This is a genomic window from Sphingomonas sp. BRN-1R (assembly GCF_057748035.1).
Window position 1 is genome coordinate 1,558,233 of record NZ_CM173236.1, and the last position, 17,291, is coordinate 1,575,523.

Genomic DNA, 17,291 nt, shown 5'->3' on the forward strand with positions numbered 1-17,291 from the left:
GACAATCGGTCCCGCGCGGACGGGATCATAGCGGCAGGAGCGGATATGCGGTTTCGGTTTCTCACGGCGGCGCTGCTGCTCGGTTGCAGCACGCCCGTGCTCGCCGATCCGGTGTGGGACCGATTCGCCACGCCGCCCGCCGATGCGCGGCCTATGGTGCGCTGGTGGTGGTTCGGCCCCGCAGTGACCGATGCCGAGATCGACCGTGAGATCGCCGCGATGAAGGCGGGCGGGTTCGGCGGGTTCGAAGTGCAGCCGAGCTACCCGCTCGCGCCCGACAGCGCGACCTCCACCAACCTGCCGTATCTCTCCAGACCGTTCCTCGCCCGGCTCGCGCACGCGGGCGAGACCGCGCGGTACGAGGGGATGCGGATCGACGTGACGGTCGGCACCGGCTGGCCGTTCGGGGGCCCGAGCGTGCCGATCGAGGAGGCCGCCTCCGAAATCCGGCGCGTCACGCTGCCGGTTGCGCCCGGCGCAGGCAGCATCGCGCTGCCGCCACCCGGCCCCGGCGAGGCGGCGGTGGCGGCGTTCGCGGGCGGGCGGCGGCTCGCCATCGCCGATGGCCGCGTCGCGCTGGGCGGGGCGGCGGCGCGCACGGTCGATCTCTACGTCGCGGGGCGCACCGGCCAGCAGGTCAAGCGCGCGTCGGTCGGCGGCGAGGGGTTCGTGCTCGACCATATGGATGGCGCGGGCGTCGCGCACTATCTCCACGCGGTCGGCGATACGTTGCTCACCGCCTTTCCCAAGGCGCAGCCGCCCTATGCGATGTTCTCCGACAGCCTCGAAGCCTATGGGTCGAGCTGGACGGGTGATTTCGCCGCCGAGTTCCGCCGCCGGCGCGGCTATGACATCGCCGATCACCTTCCCGCACTGTTCGACGGTTCGCGCGAGGGCGCGCCGGTCCGCTACGACTGGGCGCGCACGCTGACCGAGCTGGTCGGCGACCGCTACCTCGGCCCCGCGCAGGCTTGGGCAGCGGCGCACGGCACCCGCTTCCGCGCGCAGGTGTACGGCATCCCGCCGGTGGTGCTGTCCTCCAACGCGCGCGTCGCGCTGCCCGAGGGCGAGGGCGCGGACTGGCGGCACTTCAGCACCGCGCGGCTGGCGGCGTCGGCGGCGCACCTCTACGGCCGCCCGGTCGTCTCCGCCGAGACGTGGACGTGGCTGCACTCGCCCGCCTTCGCGGCGACCCCGCTCGACATGAAGATCGAGGCGGACCGGCATTTTCTGCAAGGCATCAACCAGTTGATCGGCCACGGCTGGCCCTACAGCCCGCCCGCGCTGCCCGAGCCGGGGCAGGCATTCTACGCCGCCGCCGCGCTCAACGATCACAATCCGTGGTATCCGGTGATGAGCGACCTGACCCGCTACCTCACGCGGGCGAGCGCGATGCTGCGCGAGGGCACGCCCGCCAACCGTGTCGCCATCTATCTGCCGAGCGAGGATGCCTTCGCCGCGATGAGCCCCAAGACGGCAACGGTGAACGGCGCGATGGAGCGGCTGGTGCCGGGTAGCCTGATCGCCGGAGTGCTCGATGCCGGTTTTGGGTTCGACTTCATCGACGCGCAGGCGATCACGGCGGGGCATCTCACCGCGCGCATCCTCGTGCTGCCGCCGATGACGCGGATCGACGCCGCCGCCTTCGCCGCGATCGCGAAGTGGACGCAAGCGGGCGGCGCGGTCGTCGCGATCGACCACCTGCCGGATGCGAGCGGCGGCCTGCTCGACGGCGCGCGCGCCACGGCATCGGTGCGCGCGACCGGCCGCACGCTGGCGGCGGGCGGACATGCGCGGATCGTCTCCGCCGGTGCGCTGCGCGCCACGCTCGCCGGGCTCGCGCCGCCCGACGTGCAACTGCGCGAGCCTGCGCCGACGCTCGGCTTCGTGCGGCGGCGGATCGCGGGTGGCGACCTGTATTTCGTCGCCAACACCGGCAACGCTCCCGTCCACACCAGCGCGCACTTTCAGGACGGCGGCAAGCCCGGCCAGTGGTGGGACGCGCGCACGTTGACGCGCACCGCCGCCGGCATCGGCGCGATCGCGATCGACCTCGCGCCCTACGGATCGCGCTTCCTGATCTTCGCGGACCATCTCCCCGCCGCCGACGCGCTGGGGCGAGCGCCCGAGCGCACGCTCGCCGATCTGTCGCGCGACTGGACGCTCGCCGTGCCGGGCAAACCGCTACGCACGCTCGCCCGGATCGCGCCGTGGAGCGACACGCCCGATCTCGCCGCCTTCTCGGGCGCGGCGACCTATCGCCACCGGTTGACGCTGGCGTCGGTGCCGTCCGGCCACGTCGCGATCGACTTCGGCCCGACCCCGCCGCGCACCGAGCCGGCCGACCAGCCCGCCCGCCCGCGCAGCGCGATCGTCGCGCCGGTGCGCGAGGCGGCGGTGGTGACGGTCAACGGACGCGCGGCGGGGGCGCTGTGGGCGCCGCCCTACCGGGTCGATGTATCGGGGCTGCTCAAGGCGGGCGACAACGAGATCGCGGTGACGGTGATGAACACCGCGCTCAACGCCGAGGCGGAACGCGGCCGGCCCGATCTGCGGCTGCTGACGATGCGCTATGGCGAGCGGTTCGAGAACCAGGATCAGGACAAGATCGTGCCGCAGCCTTCGGGCCTCACCGGGCCGGTGACGTTGGTGGGTGACGCCCGGCCATAGGTGTTCCCCGGCCTTCGCCGGGCAACGGCGACGGGCTGCGAGGCCGCGAACATCCGCAAACCATCCTTCGTCATGCCGGAGGTGTTCCGGCATCCACGGTGCAACGATCCTCAACGCACGAGTGTGTGGCACGGCGGACCCCGGAACGAGTCCGGGGTGACGACATTTACCGCGCTCGCGGACGCCGTTATCGCCGCTCTGTAACTGGACCCCGGCCTTCGTCGGGGAACAGTTAAGGAGGTCACCCCGCCGAAAACTTCCGCAGCAACACCGGCATGGTGATGAGGTTGAGCGCCCATTGCGACACCTCCGGCGTGGCGATGGCGGGGGTGAAGGTGCTGGTGCCGGGGTTCTCCTCGGTCGCCTGCACGGTCGACGGCCCCGCGAAAGCCTCGGGCGTGGCGCGGAAGTAATCGCCCTCGCCGAAGTGCAGCAGCGCGCGGTACAGTTTCAGCGCGCGCGCCTCCAGCTCGGCCGACTTGGTGAAGTCGGCGGCATAAGCGGTGATGCGCGGTTCGAAATACCAGTTGGCGCGGTTGCCTTGCGTGAATTGCTCGCACAGCCGGCCCCAGGCTTGCGTGAATGGCGGGCAGGGGATCAGCGCCTGCAATTCGACCGCGATCTGGTCGCCCGCGAACAGGAACAGGAACTGGCTCGGCTTCTGGTTGGGCGCGCCGACCGAGCGAAGGTGCTTGGTGGCGGGATCGAACGCGAAGGCGTCGTCCTTCAGGAACGTGTCGCCCATCGCGCCGATGTCGCGCATGCCGGTCAGGCAATAGTCGCGGTAGCGCGGGTCGCCGGTGCGCTCCCATTCGACCAGCCAGTTGCTGGCGAGCGCGAGCCAGTCCGGCCCGACGCGCAGGAACGCCTGGGGTGCCGGCACGTCGGGGCGCGGCGCGATCTTGCGCAGCGGCGGGTTGCGCGCGATCGACGCCTCCATCGTCGCCAGCGGTTCGCGCAGCAGATCGCCGGTGCGCTCGTCGGTGGTGAGATAGTAGAAGAACCGTTTGAGGAACGCCTCGTTGATGCGCGCTTCCTTGGCGTCGCCCCAATGGCTGACGTTGTGACGCGAGCCGAGCCCTGCGAACGGGCCGATGTGATGCACGTCGACCTCGTTGGTGTTGCGCGTCATCGCCTCGGCGGCGCGGAAGATGTCGGCGCGGCCGCTGCGCAGGAAAGCGAACCACAGCCACACGTTGGGCATCAGCTCGGTCGCGTTCCAGCCGTGGCCGCCGATGTCGTACATCCACTGGTGGCGGATCGGATCGTAGGTGCGGCGATAGTCGCCATAGTCCCAGAAGCCGTACCAGCGCCGCCGCTCGACCTCGCCCGCGTAGAAGGCGAAGGCGCGGTCGAGCTGCGTGTCGGCGGCGGCGATCTCGCTCGCCTCAAGCCCCGGCGCGGGCGTGCCGGGCAGGCTCCAATAGCCGAGCGTCTCGGTGGCGTGATAATGTTCGGGCGCGCAGATCGGCAGCGGCGGGTTGTGCGTGGCGCGGCGCATCGCGTCGATCGTCTCGGGCGCAGGCGTGTCGCCGCACGCCCACAGCATCAGCTCGGAGGTGTTGGCGCAGCCATACGCATCGGCATGGCCCTCCTCGTAATCCTCATAGGTGACGGTGAGGCCGTGGCCCTTGGTGTCGTAATGGCGCAGGTCCATCGGCGTGGCATCGGGCGACCACAGCCATGTCGTCAGCGTGCCCGCGTCGCCGCCGGCGCCGAGGATTTCGAACGCGGCCGGATATTTCTGCCAGAATGCGCGCAGCCCCACCGCGAGCCCGCCCGACACGTCGCCGAGGAAGGCGACACCGCCCGCACGCTGGCCGCCCGTCACCTGCAACCATGCGCTCTCGGGCGAGGTGCGCTTGTGCATGTCCCATCCGTCCGCGCTCAACTGGGTCAGCTTGAAGTCGCCCCAGGTTGCGGTGCTTTGCAGGTTGGCGCGCTCCTTGTCGGTCAATGGCGCGAGTGCTGCCACGCGGTGCCCAAGCAACTGCGCGCGCTCGCCCGCGGCGGCATCCTTCATCGCCGAGGGGCGGTAGCCGGGGATCATCAGCACCGGTTCTGCGAAGACATGATCGTCGTCGGTGGCGAAGCGGACGTGGCGGTTCTGCGTCTCCTCGCGGAACGGCACCGCGAAGCGCAAGCCCAGCCCCTTGATGAAATCGGCCTTCTGGTCGCCGTCGAACACGAACGAATGCACCATCCGCACCGCGTCGAGCCCGGCGGTGAAGTACAGCCGCACCGAGAACGGCAGCCATGCGCGCGCGCCTTCGCCTTCGCCCGCGTGCGTGCCCTCGATATGCACCACCGCGCGCACCGGGCCGGATTGCTCGACCGTGACGCGGGTGACGCGGCTGGTGAAACGCTCCTCGCGGACGATGCCGTCCGCCGCCTGCCGCGACCGGTCCTCGCGCAGCACCACCAGTTGCCCCGCGCGCGCGACCTCGCGCCCCTCGACCACCAGCGACCGGACGAGCGTGTTGCCCGCCTTGTCGATCGTCGCGGTCAGCGCGCCGGTGCGCACCACCACCGTGCCCGCGCTTTCCGTGACCGTCAGCGGCGTCGCGGGGCGGGGGCCGCTCTGGTGCCCGACCGCGACGGTCAGGTCGCCGATATCGCGATCGGCGGCGATGGCGAGCCCGGTCCATTTGACCGATCCGTCCGGCCAGTACGCCATCGGCCAGCTCTGCGCGGGGATCGCACCCGCGCCACTCCGCACGGTGATCCGGTCCGCGCGCCGCACCGTGCCGCGCGGCCACGGCACGCCCCACGCCACCCCGCTCGGCAGCACCGGTGCGCCGTCGAGCCACTTCAGCGGCACACTGGGCGCGCCCGTCCGCGCGGCGGCGTGGGCGAAACCGGGGGCAAGCAGCAGGCCCGCGCCGGCAAGCGCGCTATCGCCGAGCAGACGGCGGCGGGTGGGTCGATAGGGCACGGGAAAGTCCTTCTATTTGGCGGGCGCGGCCTTGTAGGCATCGTCACCGAGCGGGCGCATCGTCAGCTTGGTCGGGCTCGGCGGTACGTGGAAATCGGCAAGCGCGTCGGGGTGCGCGGGGTCGAAGCTGCGGAAGCCGGGCTTCACCGCGCCCGCCATCGGCAGCCCATCGTGCGACAGGCCGGCGGCGACGATCCGCGCCAGTTCCCACGCGCCGAACGGGCTGTGGTGCGTGGTGTCGGCGTTCGATCCGTCGGCATCGTGCTTGAACAAGGCGAGCGAGGGCTGCTCGCCGAACGCCTCGTACAGCGTCTTGGACTGCGCATTAAGGTCGATCAGCCGCGCACCGCTCAGATTCGCCGCCGCGCGCGCCATGTCGGGATAATCCTCCAGCGTGTTGACGACGTGCCCGCCCTCAAAGCTGTGCCGGTTCATCGGGGTGACGATCACCGCGGTCGCGCCCTTGGCCTCAACCGCGCGCGCCCACGCCACCAGCCCGTCGCGATATTTCAGCGCGGCCTCAGGGTCTTTCGCCTTGTCCTTCATGTCGTTGTGGCCGAACTGGACGACGAACACGTCGCCCGCGCGAATCTCGCCGAGGATCTTGGCGAAGCGCCCGCGATCGTTCGAGGCGGCGACCGATTCGCCCGATTCGCCATGGTTCGCCACCACCGCCTGCGGGCCGATCATCGCGGTGAGCATCTGCCCCCAGCTCGCATAGGGCTCGCCCGACTGGTCGCACACGGTGGAGTCGCCGAGCAGATAGATGGTCGGTACGGTGACGGGCGCGATCTCGATCGCGCGCACGCCCGGGTTGGTGCCGTTGAACTCGAGCGTCAGCCGCCGGTCCCACGCGGCGGCCTCCGCGCCGTTCTCGCGCGGCGCCTTCAGCCGCACGGCGCCGCCGCCGACGATCTCGGGCGTGCGTACGTTAACGAGGAAACTGACGCGACGGCTGCCCCCCGCCGGCACCGCGATGTCGGTCAGCATCAGCCGGCGCAGCTCCGCCTTGACGGTGGTGTTACCGGCCCGCGCACCGCCGAGCGTGAGCGTCACGCGGTACGTGCCCGGCGCCTCGTCGATCGAGACGAAGAACGGCTGTGTGCCTTGCACGCCCTTGGCGTCGGCGGCGGGTGCGGGTCCGTCGAAGCTGACCGTCGCAGGCGCGCTGCCCGGCGCGACCTGCGCGGGCGAGGGGCCGCCGAACACGATGCGCTGTTCCTGCGCGATCGCCGGAGTGGCGGCGAGTGCGGCCAAGGCCAGTGCGAAGCGTGCGTGCCGCATTCATCCCTCCATCGCAGGTACGATCCCCGCCTGTGTTTTCAAATAATGATCTACGGTCCCACCAATTGCAACGATTTCCTACGCCGCGCACGGCAAAACGCCGCCCGGCCAGCGTGGCCGAGCGGCGTCAAGCGAGCCGGTGATCGCGCGCGGGATCAGATCCGCGCGCGCACCCCGAAGAAGAACGCACGGCCGGTATATTCGTAGAAGGCCGGCACGTTGCTGTAGGTCGAATAACGCTGCGTCGCGGAGTCGAGCAGGTTGGAACCCTGCACGTACACCGTCAGTTGCGGCAGGATGTCGTAGGAGATGCTGCTCGCCAGTTCATGATAGGGCCGCTGCTTGATCGCCAGCGTGTTGATGTAGCTGTACTGCGACGAGGTGAAGCTCGACTGATACTGGTACGATACCGATGCGTTGATGCCGTGCTTCTCGTAGAAGATCTTGGCGTTGGCCGAGAACGGCACCGCGTCCTGAAGATCGGTCGTCACCTTGCCTTCGGTCATCGCGCGCGAATGGTTGTAGGTCGCGTTCGCCTGGAAGCCGAGCCCGTTGTCGAAGAAATACTGCCCGCCGACCTCGACACCATAGACCTTGGCGCTGTCGCCGTTGACATAGGTAAGCTCGGTGAAGGGGAAGCTCGCCGGGGCGCCTGCGACCTGGTTGGTCGGCACAAGATTGAACGCCACCGCGCGCGTCGTCACGAAGTTGGTGAGATGCTTGTAGAAGCCCGCCAAGGTCAGCGCGATGCGGCGGTTGGGATAATATTCGAGCGAGATGTCGGCCTGATCGGCCGAAACCGGCTTGAGGTTGGGATTGCCCGCGTCCGTCACCACCGGCGTGTTCGACTGTGCCGCCGAATAATCCTTGGCCGCCGACAACTGCCCGAAGGTCGGCCGCGAAATCGCCTGCGATGCGGCGAGGCGCACGCGGAAACCGTCGGCGATATCGTAGGAGAAATTCGCGGACGGGAGCAGCCGCTGGTAGCTGCCGCCGCCGGTGATCGGCGCGATCGGGTTGAACACGACGTTGGCGGTGCCCACGCCGACCACGACATAGCTGCGCACGCTCGCACCATAGCCGAGCGAATCGACGGTGGTGTTGACGTAGCGCAGGCCGAAATCGCCTTTCCACCGGTCCCCGCCGACGTTGATCTGCGCATAGGCGTTCCACGTCTTCTCGGTGATCGCATAGGAGGCGAGCTGATCGGGCACGATCTGCTGCGTGGCATAGCCGGTCGGATAGGGCTGGCCGGTGTTGGGGTTGATGACGTTCGAGTTGTTCTCCGCCTTCGACAGCGACGACAGATAGGTGTCGATGTCGAACGCCGGGATCGACCGGGGGAAGTTGCCCGACAGGTTGGGCAGGATGTTGGTGAACTCGGGCGCCTGCACCACGTTGGCGCCGATCGCCGAGAAGGCGAAGGGATAGCCGCCGAAATTGTTGGCGGTGGTATATTGGTTGTCGATCACGTCGACGGTCTTCTTGCGGTCGGTATAGGCGCCGCCGAACGCGATCGAGCGCAGCAGGCCGTTGTCCGCCTCGTACAGCAGATCGAGCTTGGCGCTGGTGCTGCGGTCGGCGATGTTGCTGCCCTGGATGCCGATATAATGGACGCGCAGATCCTGGTTGCCCGCCTGGTCGAGCGTGCGGTTGGTGATCGTGCCGTCGGCATTGGGGATCGTCAGGATCAGGTCGGGCAGGCCGTTGTCGCGGGTCGCGACCTGCGCGCGCGAGCCCGGAATGCCGGCCACCACGAAGCGGTTCTGCCCGCCGGTGTTGTTGGTCGCCTTGCCGTAGGACACGTCGGCGGCGACCTTCAGCCGGTCGGTTGCCTTCCAGTCGATATGCCCGCCAAGCTGGTACGTCACCGAATTGCGCGGCTCGTCGGTCGACAGCACGTCGATCGTCGCGTCGTTGACGGTGTAGTTGGTGAGGACCTTGTTCTTGTCGATCTGGACGTTGTTGAGATCGTAGCGCACGTTTCCATCGTTATCGAACGGCGTCAGCCCGACCGAGACGCGGTGGTTGTGCTCGGTATCGGTATAGTTGCTGTAGATGCCGTCGACGCGCAGCTCGAACCGGTCGGAGGGCTTCCACTGGTAGGCGGTCGACCCGCCCCAACGCTGCCGCTCGCCGACCACATAGCCGACGCTGTAGAAATACGGCTCGATCACGCCGCCGCCATCGGGCGCGTTGACGACGCTGCGCTGGCCGCCGGGGCCGGTCACGATGTCGTAGATGTCGTTGCTGGAATATTCGCCGAGGTTGTCGGTGCGGAACTTGTACTTGTTGTACGTGCCCGACAGCAGGAAGCCCATCGTGCCGTTCGCGAAGGTGGTGCTGACCACGCCCGACGCCTTGATGCCGCCTTTTTCCGCGAACTGGTTGTACTGCCCTTCGAGCGAGCCCGCTGCGTGGAAGCCGGGGTGATCGAACGGGCGCGCGGTGCGCAGGTCGATATTGCCGCCGATGCTGCCTTCGAGCTGCGAGGCCTGCGCCGCCTTCTGGATCTCCGCGCCGGAGATGACTTCGGAGGGCAGCACGTCGAACGCGAACGAACGGTCGGGCCCGTCGGTCGGCAGCACGCGGCCGTTCAAGGTGGTCAGCGCGAAATTCTCGCCCAATCCGCGCACCGTCACGCTGCGGCCTTCGCCGCGACCGTCGCGGCCGACCGTCACGCCCGGAATGTTGGACAGCGCCTCCGCCACGTTGCGGTTGGGGAACTTGCCGAGCTCTTCCGCCGAGATCGCATCGACGATGGTGGAAGCGTCGCGCTTGGTGTCGATCGAACGCAACAGGCTGCCGCGCACGCCGCGCACGACGATGTCGCCGCCGGCGGCATCGCCGGTCGCGGTGGTGGCATCACCGCTCGCGCCCGGGCCGGACTGGATGGTGGAGCCGAGGTTGGTCTGGTCGGTCGGCGCGCCGGCGACCGGCCCTTGCTGCTCGGTCTGCGCGACCGCCTGCGATCCCGCGATCAGCGCGGTCAGGCTGATGCCCGTGCAAATGACAGTACGCCACGTTTTCGCGTTGCCCATGTTTCGTCCTCCCTGTTGGCGACACGCTCGTCAGCGTTACGATGCTCGACGATCGCTTTGTTGCGCTTTGCTACCTCGCACGAAACAAAGTTGTCAAACGCTTTAAAACGAAACTTATCGGTCGCAGCCGCAGCGTTGCGCAAACGCCGCAGTTGGAGCGGACGTGCGAAGGTGCTACTCGTCCACGGGACCGGCTTCGTTTTATAGCCTATTTCGATGCGGGCTGATAGCGTCGCCTGTGCGAATCATGCTCGTCCAGCCTGCATTCACCCCATATTTGCCCTCGATTCGGACAGGAAACAGCGCGAAAATGCCGCGAAAACCGTCGAAAAACCGCGCCGCTTTTGCCACTTTCGCGCTGTGCGCCGCCACCGTCGCGCTGCCCGCGCATGCCGAGGTCGATCCGCTCGCACCCACCGGACGATTCGCTGTCCAAACCGGCAGCGCCGCGCAGACCCCGCCGATGGGCTGGAACCCGTGGAACGCGTTCCGCACCGATGTGGATGAGGCAAAGGTCCGCGCCTCCGCACAGGCGCTGGTCTCGACCGGGCTTGCCGCGAAGGGCTATGCGTACGTCAACATCGACGACGGCTGGGCGCTGCGCCGCCTCCCCGACGGGCGGCTGCGCATCCGCGACAGCATGTTCCCCTCCAGCAAGGTGGCGGGCAGCGACACCGGATCGTTCGTGCCGTTCACCAGCTTCCTCCACGGCCTCGGGCTCAAGGCGGGGCTCTACACCGATATCGGTCGCAACACCTGCGCGCAGCGCTGGGACGCGGACAGCCCGAACCTGCCCGAAGGCACCGTGGCGGAGCGGCAGGTCGGCAGCTTCGGCCATGCCGAGCAGGACATGCGCACCACCTTCGCCGAGTGGAAGTTCGATTACGTCAAGATCGACGCATGTGGCGTCGCCGATTACACGCCCGCCGATCCGCCCGTCACCTCGGGCAAGTACCAGCCCTTCGCCCCGCTGATCGTGCGCGGTGACATCCCCAAATCCGACCCCGCGGCGGTGGAGAAACTCTACGCGACCTTGGGCGCGGCGATCCGGCACTGGGGCGGCGATGCGGCGACCTTCTCGATCTGCGCCTGGGGCGAGGCGCTGTCGCCTTTGTGGGGGCATGCGCACGGCAATCTGTGGCGCACCAGCCCCGATATCGAGTTTACCTGGGCGAGCATGCTGCGCAACCTCGACAGCGTGGTCGACGGCGCGCTGTACGCCGGGCCGGGCCATTGGAACGACCCCGACATGCTCGCGGTCGGCCACGGCGATTTCGACGCGAACCACCCGGTCGAGGCGCGCACGCATGTGACGATGTGGGCGATCACCGCCGCGCCGTTGCTGCTCGGCTTCGATCTGCGGGGCGCCGCGCCCGCGTTGATCGACATGGTCGGCAACCCGGAGGTGATCGCGATCGACCAGGATGCGGCGGGCAACCAGGGCGTGCCCTATCGCAGCGGCGAGGCGATGGTGGTGGTCCGCACGCTGGCGGGCAGCGGCGAGCGTGCGGTCGCGCTGTTCAACCGCGGCGCGACGCCTGTCACGGCGCGGGTCGACTGGGCGCAGCTCGGCTTCGCGCCGGGCAGCCGCGCGCAGGTGCGCGACGTATGGGCGCGCGCCGACCGCCCGGCCGCAAGCGATGCGATTACCGCGACGCTGCCCGCGCATGGCGCGGTGCTGCTGCGCGTGCGCGGCACACCCGACGACCCACACGCGATGCTGCTCGACCAGAACCCGGCACGCGTCAACGTCGCCGCCGATGGCCTGACCCACGCGACCGCGCTGGCGATGGGCCAGTTCCCCGCCCGGATCGGCGTCGCGCCGGATGGCTCGCCGCTGGCGGCACAGGGGCGCAGGTTTGCGCACGGCCTCGGGCTGTTCGCCAACTCGCGGCTGGAAGTGCGCGCGGATCGCGGCTTCCGCCGCTTCGTCGCCACCCCGCTGGTGCTGGGCGGTGGCGCGCCGGTGCGCTTCCGCGTCTATGCCGATCGCAAGCTGGTGGCGGAGGCGACGGTCGCGCCCGCGCAGCCGCCGCGCGCGATCACCGCCGACGTGACGGGCGCGGCGGTGGTCGAGCTCGTCGCCGTCGCGGGTGCAGGCGCGGGCAGGCCGCCGATGATCGGCTGGGGCGATGCTGGCCTGCACCGCTGAACGCCGCGTAGCGGGCAGGGGCTCGCTTTCCTTGTTGCGATCCCCGCGACATAATCAGACACCGGCGCACTGCCGACGCATGTGGAATTGACGAACGTGACCAAGGAAGACGGCGGCATGATCCGCGACACCAGTGAACGCCGGCTGCGCATCAGCACGATGGTGCGCGAACGTGGCAGCGTGCAGGTCGCGCCGCTCGCCAAACGGTTCGGCGTGTCGATGCAGACGATCCGCAAGGATCTGCGCTACCTAGAGACGCGCGGCGTGATGGAGCGCTCCTATGGCGGCGCGATCAGCGCCGATGCGGTCAACGTCACCGCCGAGCCGGCGGTCGAGGTCAAGCGCTCCAGCCATGCCGACGAGAAGATGCGGATCGGCAAGCTCGCCGCGGCGATGGTGTCGCCCGGCGAATCGATCGTGCTCGATTCAGGGACCACCACGCTCCAGATCGCGCACTTCCTGCCCGATGACGAGGACATCACCGTCCTCACCAACGATCTCGATATCCTGTCGGTGCTCGCCGCCAAGGAACGGCTCAACATCGTCATGCTGGGCGGCATGCTGCGGCGGAAGAACCGCGCCTTCTACGGCGCCCAGACGGTGGCGGCGCTGGAGAATCTGCGCGTCGACAAGCTGTTCCTCGGCGTCGACGGGTTCGATATCGAATGCGGCATCACCACGCATTACGAGCCGGAGGCGCAGCTCAACCGCAAGATGGTCGAGGCCGCGCGCGAGGTGATCGCGGTGACGGACGTGTCCAAGTTCGGCCGCGTCTGCCTCCACCGCATCGTCACGGTGGAGAACATCCACCACCTCGTCGCCGATCAGCCGGTGCCGGGTGACATTCGCGCCGCATCGGCGCGGCTGGGGTTCGAGATCCACGAGGCGTAAGCTCCTGTTCCCCGGCGTTCGCCGGGGAACGCAGTCGGAGAAGGGCGCTCAACCCTTCAGGTGGAAGAACCGCCGCGCGTTGGTGTAGTAGATCTTGTCGATCACCGAACGCGGCAGCGCGAGGCCGGGCGCATCCGCCTTGATCGCCGCGATCGGCTGCGACAGCGGCGTGGCGAGATAGCGCCAGTCCGAGCGCCACATGTCGTCCGCTTCCTTGCTGAAATTGCCGGTCGCGGGCGGGTTCTGCGCGCGGGCGTTGGGGTCTGCCGGGCTGTCGGTCAGGTCGGTGCCGTACATCAGCCGGTCCTGATACTTGATGAAGAAGGCGCGCACCTTCGCATGGTTCTGGTTGGACTGGACCTGCACCTGGCTCATCCGTGCGGCGAGATCGACCACCGCATTGGGATAGCTGTCGAGGAACTTGGCGAGCCGGTCGACGCTCCATTCGAGGCTCGCCATATGCGCGCCGTCGAAGGCGAGCCTGGGGTGGCGCGCCACGAAGCGGTCGCGCGCCGCCATGAGCTGTTCGTAGCCCGGCTCTTCGGGGTGCTTGTACATGTAATATTCGGGGTGTTCGCTGAAGTAGCTGCGGTCGTTGTCGGTCGTCATCTCGTCGAGCGGCAGCCAGCAGTTCTTGGGCTCGGCCTGATGCGCGATCAGCGGTACGCCTTTGGCCTGGATGTGCGCCATGATCGGGTCGAAGCGCGGATCGTCGAGGAACACGCGCTTGCCCGCGGTATCCTTGGCGATCATGCCGATGTTCTTCCACACCTTGACCGCGACCGCGCCGTGCGCGAACCCGTCATCCACCGCGCGCGTGGCCTGCGCGGTCCAGTCCTTGCCGCCGAACCCGTCCATCGAGAAGGTGGTGGCGAAGTGGAAGTGCGCGGGGTCGGCCGCGTGCATCTTGTAGGCGATGCGGGCCTGTTCGGGCAGCGGCGGGAAATCGGGATAGTCGACGTTGATCGACAGCAGTTCGAACCCATCTTTACGGGCGATGCGCAGGAAGTCCGGCGCATCGCGATTGGCATGAACATGCGCGTCGAGCTTCGCGACCTGCGCGAAATCCGCCTCGCCATAGGTGGTGGGAGCAGGCCCGGCGCCAACAAGCGCAATCGCGGCCAAAGGCGTCAATATCGTCGGCAGGCGCATCAATTTCTCCAAACGAAACGTAACGAAATGCATCCTATGTTGCGTTTTGATTTGCGCAAGCGATAGCCTTCGGGCACATTCCTTAGCGAAGCCGCTCGCGCAGACGAGGCGGCGTCTCACGAGAGGCCTGTTCGTGTCGCATTTTCCCCTGTCCCGCCGCGCCGCCCTTGTCAGGCTGTCGGGTGCCGCTGCCTTCATCGCCGCCGCGCCCGCCGTCGCGCGCGTGGCGCTGAAAGACGCGCCGATCGTTCCGGTCGGCGATGGCATGCTTACCATCGAGTTCGATTCGGGGATGCATTCGCGCGTCTCGAAGCGCGGCAGGGCGCTGACCGCGATGGAGCCGGGCGAGGCGCTCCGGCTCGGCGACGGCCGCGTGGTCGACCGCTTCCTGCTGGTCGAGCAGACGCAAGGCAAGATCGCCGGCGGCCGCGTCCACCACCTGCGCGGCACCGCGCAGGGCGGCATCGAGAAGACGATCGCGGTGACGTTCCGCGACGCCTATCCCGGTCTCGCCCTGCTCGACATCACCTATCGCAACACCGGCACCGCCCCGCTCGCGGTCGCCGGGTGGCAGGCGGCGACGCACGACCTGCTGTCGCATCCGGATGGCGCTTGGAGCTTCTCCGGAGCATCTTATCCCGACAGGCGCGACTGGGTGCAGCCGATCCGCCCCGGCACCGGCCAGCGCAACTTCATGGGCATGAACGCGACCGATTACGGCGGCGGCACGCCGGTCGCGGTAGTGTGGCGGCGCGATGCGGCGCTTGCGGTCGGCCATGTCGATACCGTGCCGCGTCTCGTCTCGCTGCCGGTCGCCGGCCAGCCGACCGGCACGCGTATCGCCATTGCCGGCGACAGTGCCAGGGTACTCGCGCCGGGCGAGACGCTCACGCTGCCGCCGGTGTTCCTGATGGTGCATGAGGGCGATCATTTCCGCGCGCTCGACGCCTATCGCCGGCTGATGGCGGAACGCGGCCTCGCCGCCCCCGCCATCCCCGAGCCGAGCTACGCGCCGGTGTGGTGCGCTTGGGGCTATGGCCGCGACTTCAAGATCGCCGAAGTGCTCACCGCGATGGGCAAGGCGAAGGAGATCGGCCTCGAATGGGCGGTGCTCGACGATGGCTGGCAGACCTCCGAGGGCGACTGGAAGCTCAACCCCGCCAAGTTCCCGCGCGGCGACGAAGACATGAAGGCGTTTGCGCACGCGATCAAGGCGGGCGGTATGCGCCCGCGCCTGTGGCTCGCCCCGCTCGCCGCCGATCCTGGCACCGATCTGCTGCGCGACCATCCCGATATGCTGCTGCTCGACGAGAATGGCGCGGCACAGAACGTCAGCTTCTGGGATGCGTTCACGCTCTGCCCGGCCTATCCGCCGGTGGTCGACTATTTCCGCGGGCAGATCCGCCGCATCCTCGGCTGGGGGTTCGAGGGGCTCAAGCTCGACGGCCAGCATCTCAACGGCGTCGCGCCCTGCTACAACCCCGCGCACAACCACAAGCGGCCCGAGGAATCGTACGAGAAGCTCCAGGATTTCTGGAAGGCGCTCTATGACGAGGCGATCTCGATCAACCCGCAGGCGGTGATGGAAATCTGCCCGTGCGGCGATTCCTTCGCGTTCCACAACATTCCGGGGATGAACCACACGCCGGCGTCGGACCCGACCTCGTCGTGGCAGATCCGCCTCAAGGGCAAGACGTTCAAGGCGATGATGGGGCCGTTCGCGCCGTTCGCGGGCGATCATGTCGAACTGAGCGACCGCCACAACGACTTCGCCACGCATTACGGGATCGGCGCGATCCTCTCGACCAAGTTCACCTGGCCGAACGATCCGGTCGACACCACCGATCCGCTGCCGCCCGGCGGCATCGCGCTGCATCCGGAGAAGGAGGCGCTGTGGCGCAAGTGGATCGCGCTCTATCACGCCAACATGCTGCCCAAGGGCGAGTATCTCGGCGGGCTGTACGATATCGGCTTCGACAAGCCCGAGGGGCATGCGATCCGCAAGGGCGGGCGGATGCACTATGCCTTCTATGCGGATCGCTGGTCGGGCGCGGTCGCGCTGCGCGGTCTGCCGCCGGGGCGCCACCGCGTGACCGACGGCTTCACCGGCAAGCCGCTCGGCACCGTGACCGGTCCTGAGGCGACCTTGCCCGCCACGTTCGAGCATTTCCTTGTGCTCGACACCACCCCCCTCGACGGAAAGATCACCGCATGACGGCACCCTCTCCCGGCGGTCGCGCCTGGCTGTTCAATGCGATGGCGACGGTGGTGCTGTGGGGCATCTGGGGCGCGTTCTCCGGCCTGTCGCCGCAGCACGGCTTCCCGGAGACATTGGTCTATTGCGTCTGGGCGCTGACGATGATCCCGCCCGCCTTGATCGTGCTCGCGCTCGCCAAGTGGAAGCTCGACGTGAACCTGCGCGCGGTCGCCTATGGCCTTGCGGTGGGGCTGCTCGGCGCGGGCGGGCAGATGGTGCTGTTCTATGCGGTCACGCGCGGGCCGGCCTATCTGATCTTCCCGGTGATCTCGCTGTCGCCGGTGGTGACGATCGCTCTGTCGTTCCTGTTCATGGGCGAGCGGACCGGGCGGCTCGGCGCGATCGGCATCCTGCTGGCGCTGCTCGCGCTGCCGACCTTCGATTTCGCACCCGGCGGCGAGGCGCAGGGCGGCGGCTGGCTGATCCTCGCGCTGATCGTGATGCTGTGCTGGGGCTTGCAGGCCTATTTCATGAAGTCCGCCAACAACGTGATGTCGGGCGAGAGCATCTTCTTCTACATGACCGTGACGGGGCTTGCGCTGATCCCGGTCGCGTTGTCGCTCACCAATTTCAGCCGGCCGATCAACTATGGCGCGGACGGGCCGCTGCTCGCGGCGGCGATCCAGGTGCTCAATGCGATCGGAGCGCTGACGCTCGTCTTCGCGTTCCGCTACGGCAAGGCGATCATCGTCGCACCGCTTACCAACGCCGGCGCGCCACTCGCCACCGCCATCATCTCGCTGGTCGCGCTCGGCGTCATGCCGGGCTCGCTCAAACTGGTCGGCATCGTCCTCGCGGTCGTCGCCTCACTCCTGCTCGCCGTCGAACCCGACAGCGGGGACAAAGCTGTGGTGCTCGCTAAGGTGTAAGTTTCGTTTTACATCTATTCATTGCGTTACAGGAATGTTT

The 17,291-nt window shown here is 68.2% G+C and carries 9 protein-coding genes; 5 read left to right on the forward strand and 4 right to left on the reverse strand.

The genetic code is table 11. The annotated features are described in order from the left end of the window. Window positions 1-45: 45 nt before the first annotated feature. Window positions 46-2,670, forward strand: a complete 2,625-nt coding sequence (locus AC3ANX_RS07115; RefSeq protein ID WP_488336295.1) for a glycosyl hydrolase — start codon at window positions 46-48, stop codon at window positions 2,668-2,670. Window positions 2,671-2,911: 241 nt separating this feature from the next. On the opposite strand, the gene AC3ANX_RS07120 is transcribed toward AC3ANX_RS07115, so the two are convergent. The 3 genes from AC3ANX_RS07120 to AC3ANX_RS07130 form a co-directional block, all read right to left on the reverse strand. Further along, the gene (locus AC3ANX_RS07120; protein ID WP_488336296.1) at window positions 2,912-5,605 is read right to left on the reverse strand and encodes an exo-rhamnogalacturonan lyase family protein; all 2,694 of its coding nucleotides are present in this window, start codon (window positions 5,603-5,605) and stop codon (window positions 2,912-2,914) included. Between the two features lie 12 nt (window positions 5,606-5,617). Then, window positions 5,618-6,889, reverse strand: coding sequence for a rhamnogalacturonan acetylesterase (locus AC3ANX_RS07125; RefSeq protein ID WP_488336297.1), 1,272 nt, complete (start codon window positions 6,887-6,889; stop codon window positions 5,618-5,620). 155 nt (window positions 6,890-7,044) lie between these two features. Then, window positions 7,045-9,930 (reverse strand): TonB-dependent receptor, encoded by a 2,886-nt coding sequence (locus tag AC3ANX_RS07130; RefSeq protein WP_488336298.1) that lies wholly within the window; start codon window positions 9,928-9,930, stop codon window positions 7,045-7,047. Window positions 9,931-10,240: 310 nt separating this feature from the next. On the opposite strand from AC3ANX_RS07130, the gene AC3ANX_RS07135 reads away from it, so the two are divergent. After that, the gene (locus AC3ANX_RS07135) at window positions 10,241-12,082 is read left to right on the forward strand and encodes an NPCBM/NEW2 domain-containing protein (protein ID WP_488336299.1); all 1,842 of its coding nucleotides are present in this window, start codon (window positions 10,241-10,243) and stop codon (window positions 12,080-12,082) included. Window positions 12,083-12,178: 96 nt separating this feature from the next. Then, window positions 12,179-12,973 carry a transcriptional repressor AgaR gene (agaR, locus tag AC3ANX_RS07140; RefSeq protein ID WP_488336300.1) on the forward strand — a complete coding sequence of 265 codons (795 nt, stop codon included), beginning with the start codon at window positions 12,179-12,181 and terminating at the stop codon, window positions 12,971-12,973. 48 nt (window positions 12,974-13,021) lie between these two features. On the opposite strand, the gene AC3ANX_RS07145 is transcribed toward agaR, so the two are convergent. After that, a complete protein-coding gene (locus tag AC3ANX_RS07145; protein ID WP_488336301.1) occupies window positions 13,022-14,125 on the reverse strand; it encodes an amidohydrolase family protein in 1,104 nt (367 codons plus the stop codon). Between the two features lie 133 nt (window positions 14,126-14,258). Between AC3ANX_RS07145 and AC3ANX_RS07150 the strand changes: the two genes are divergently transcribed. Beyond that, window positions 14,259-16,340 carry a glycoside hydrolase family 36 protein gene (locus AC3ANX_RS07150; RefSeq protein ID WP_488336302.1) on the forward strand — a complete coding sequence of 694 codons (2,082 nt, stop codon included), beginning with the start codon at window positions 14,259-14,261 and terminating at the stop codon, window positions 16,338-16,340. Next, entirely contained in the window at window positions 16,337-17,251 is a 915-nt protein-coding gene (locus AC3ANX_RS07155) for an EamA family transporter (RefSeq protein WP_488336303.1), read from the forward strand. The genes AC3ANX_RS07150 and AC3ANX_RS07155 overlap by 4 nt, the downstream gene beginning before the upstream one ends. Window positions 17,252-17,291: the final 40 nt, after the last annotated feature.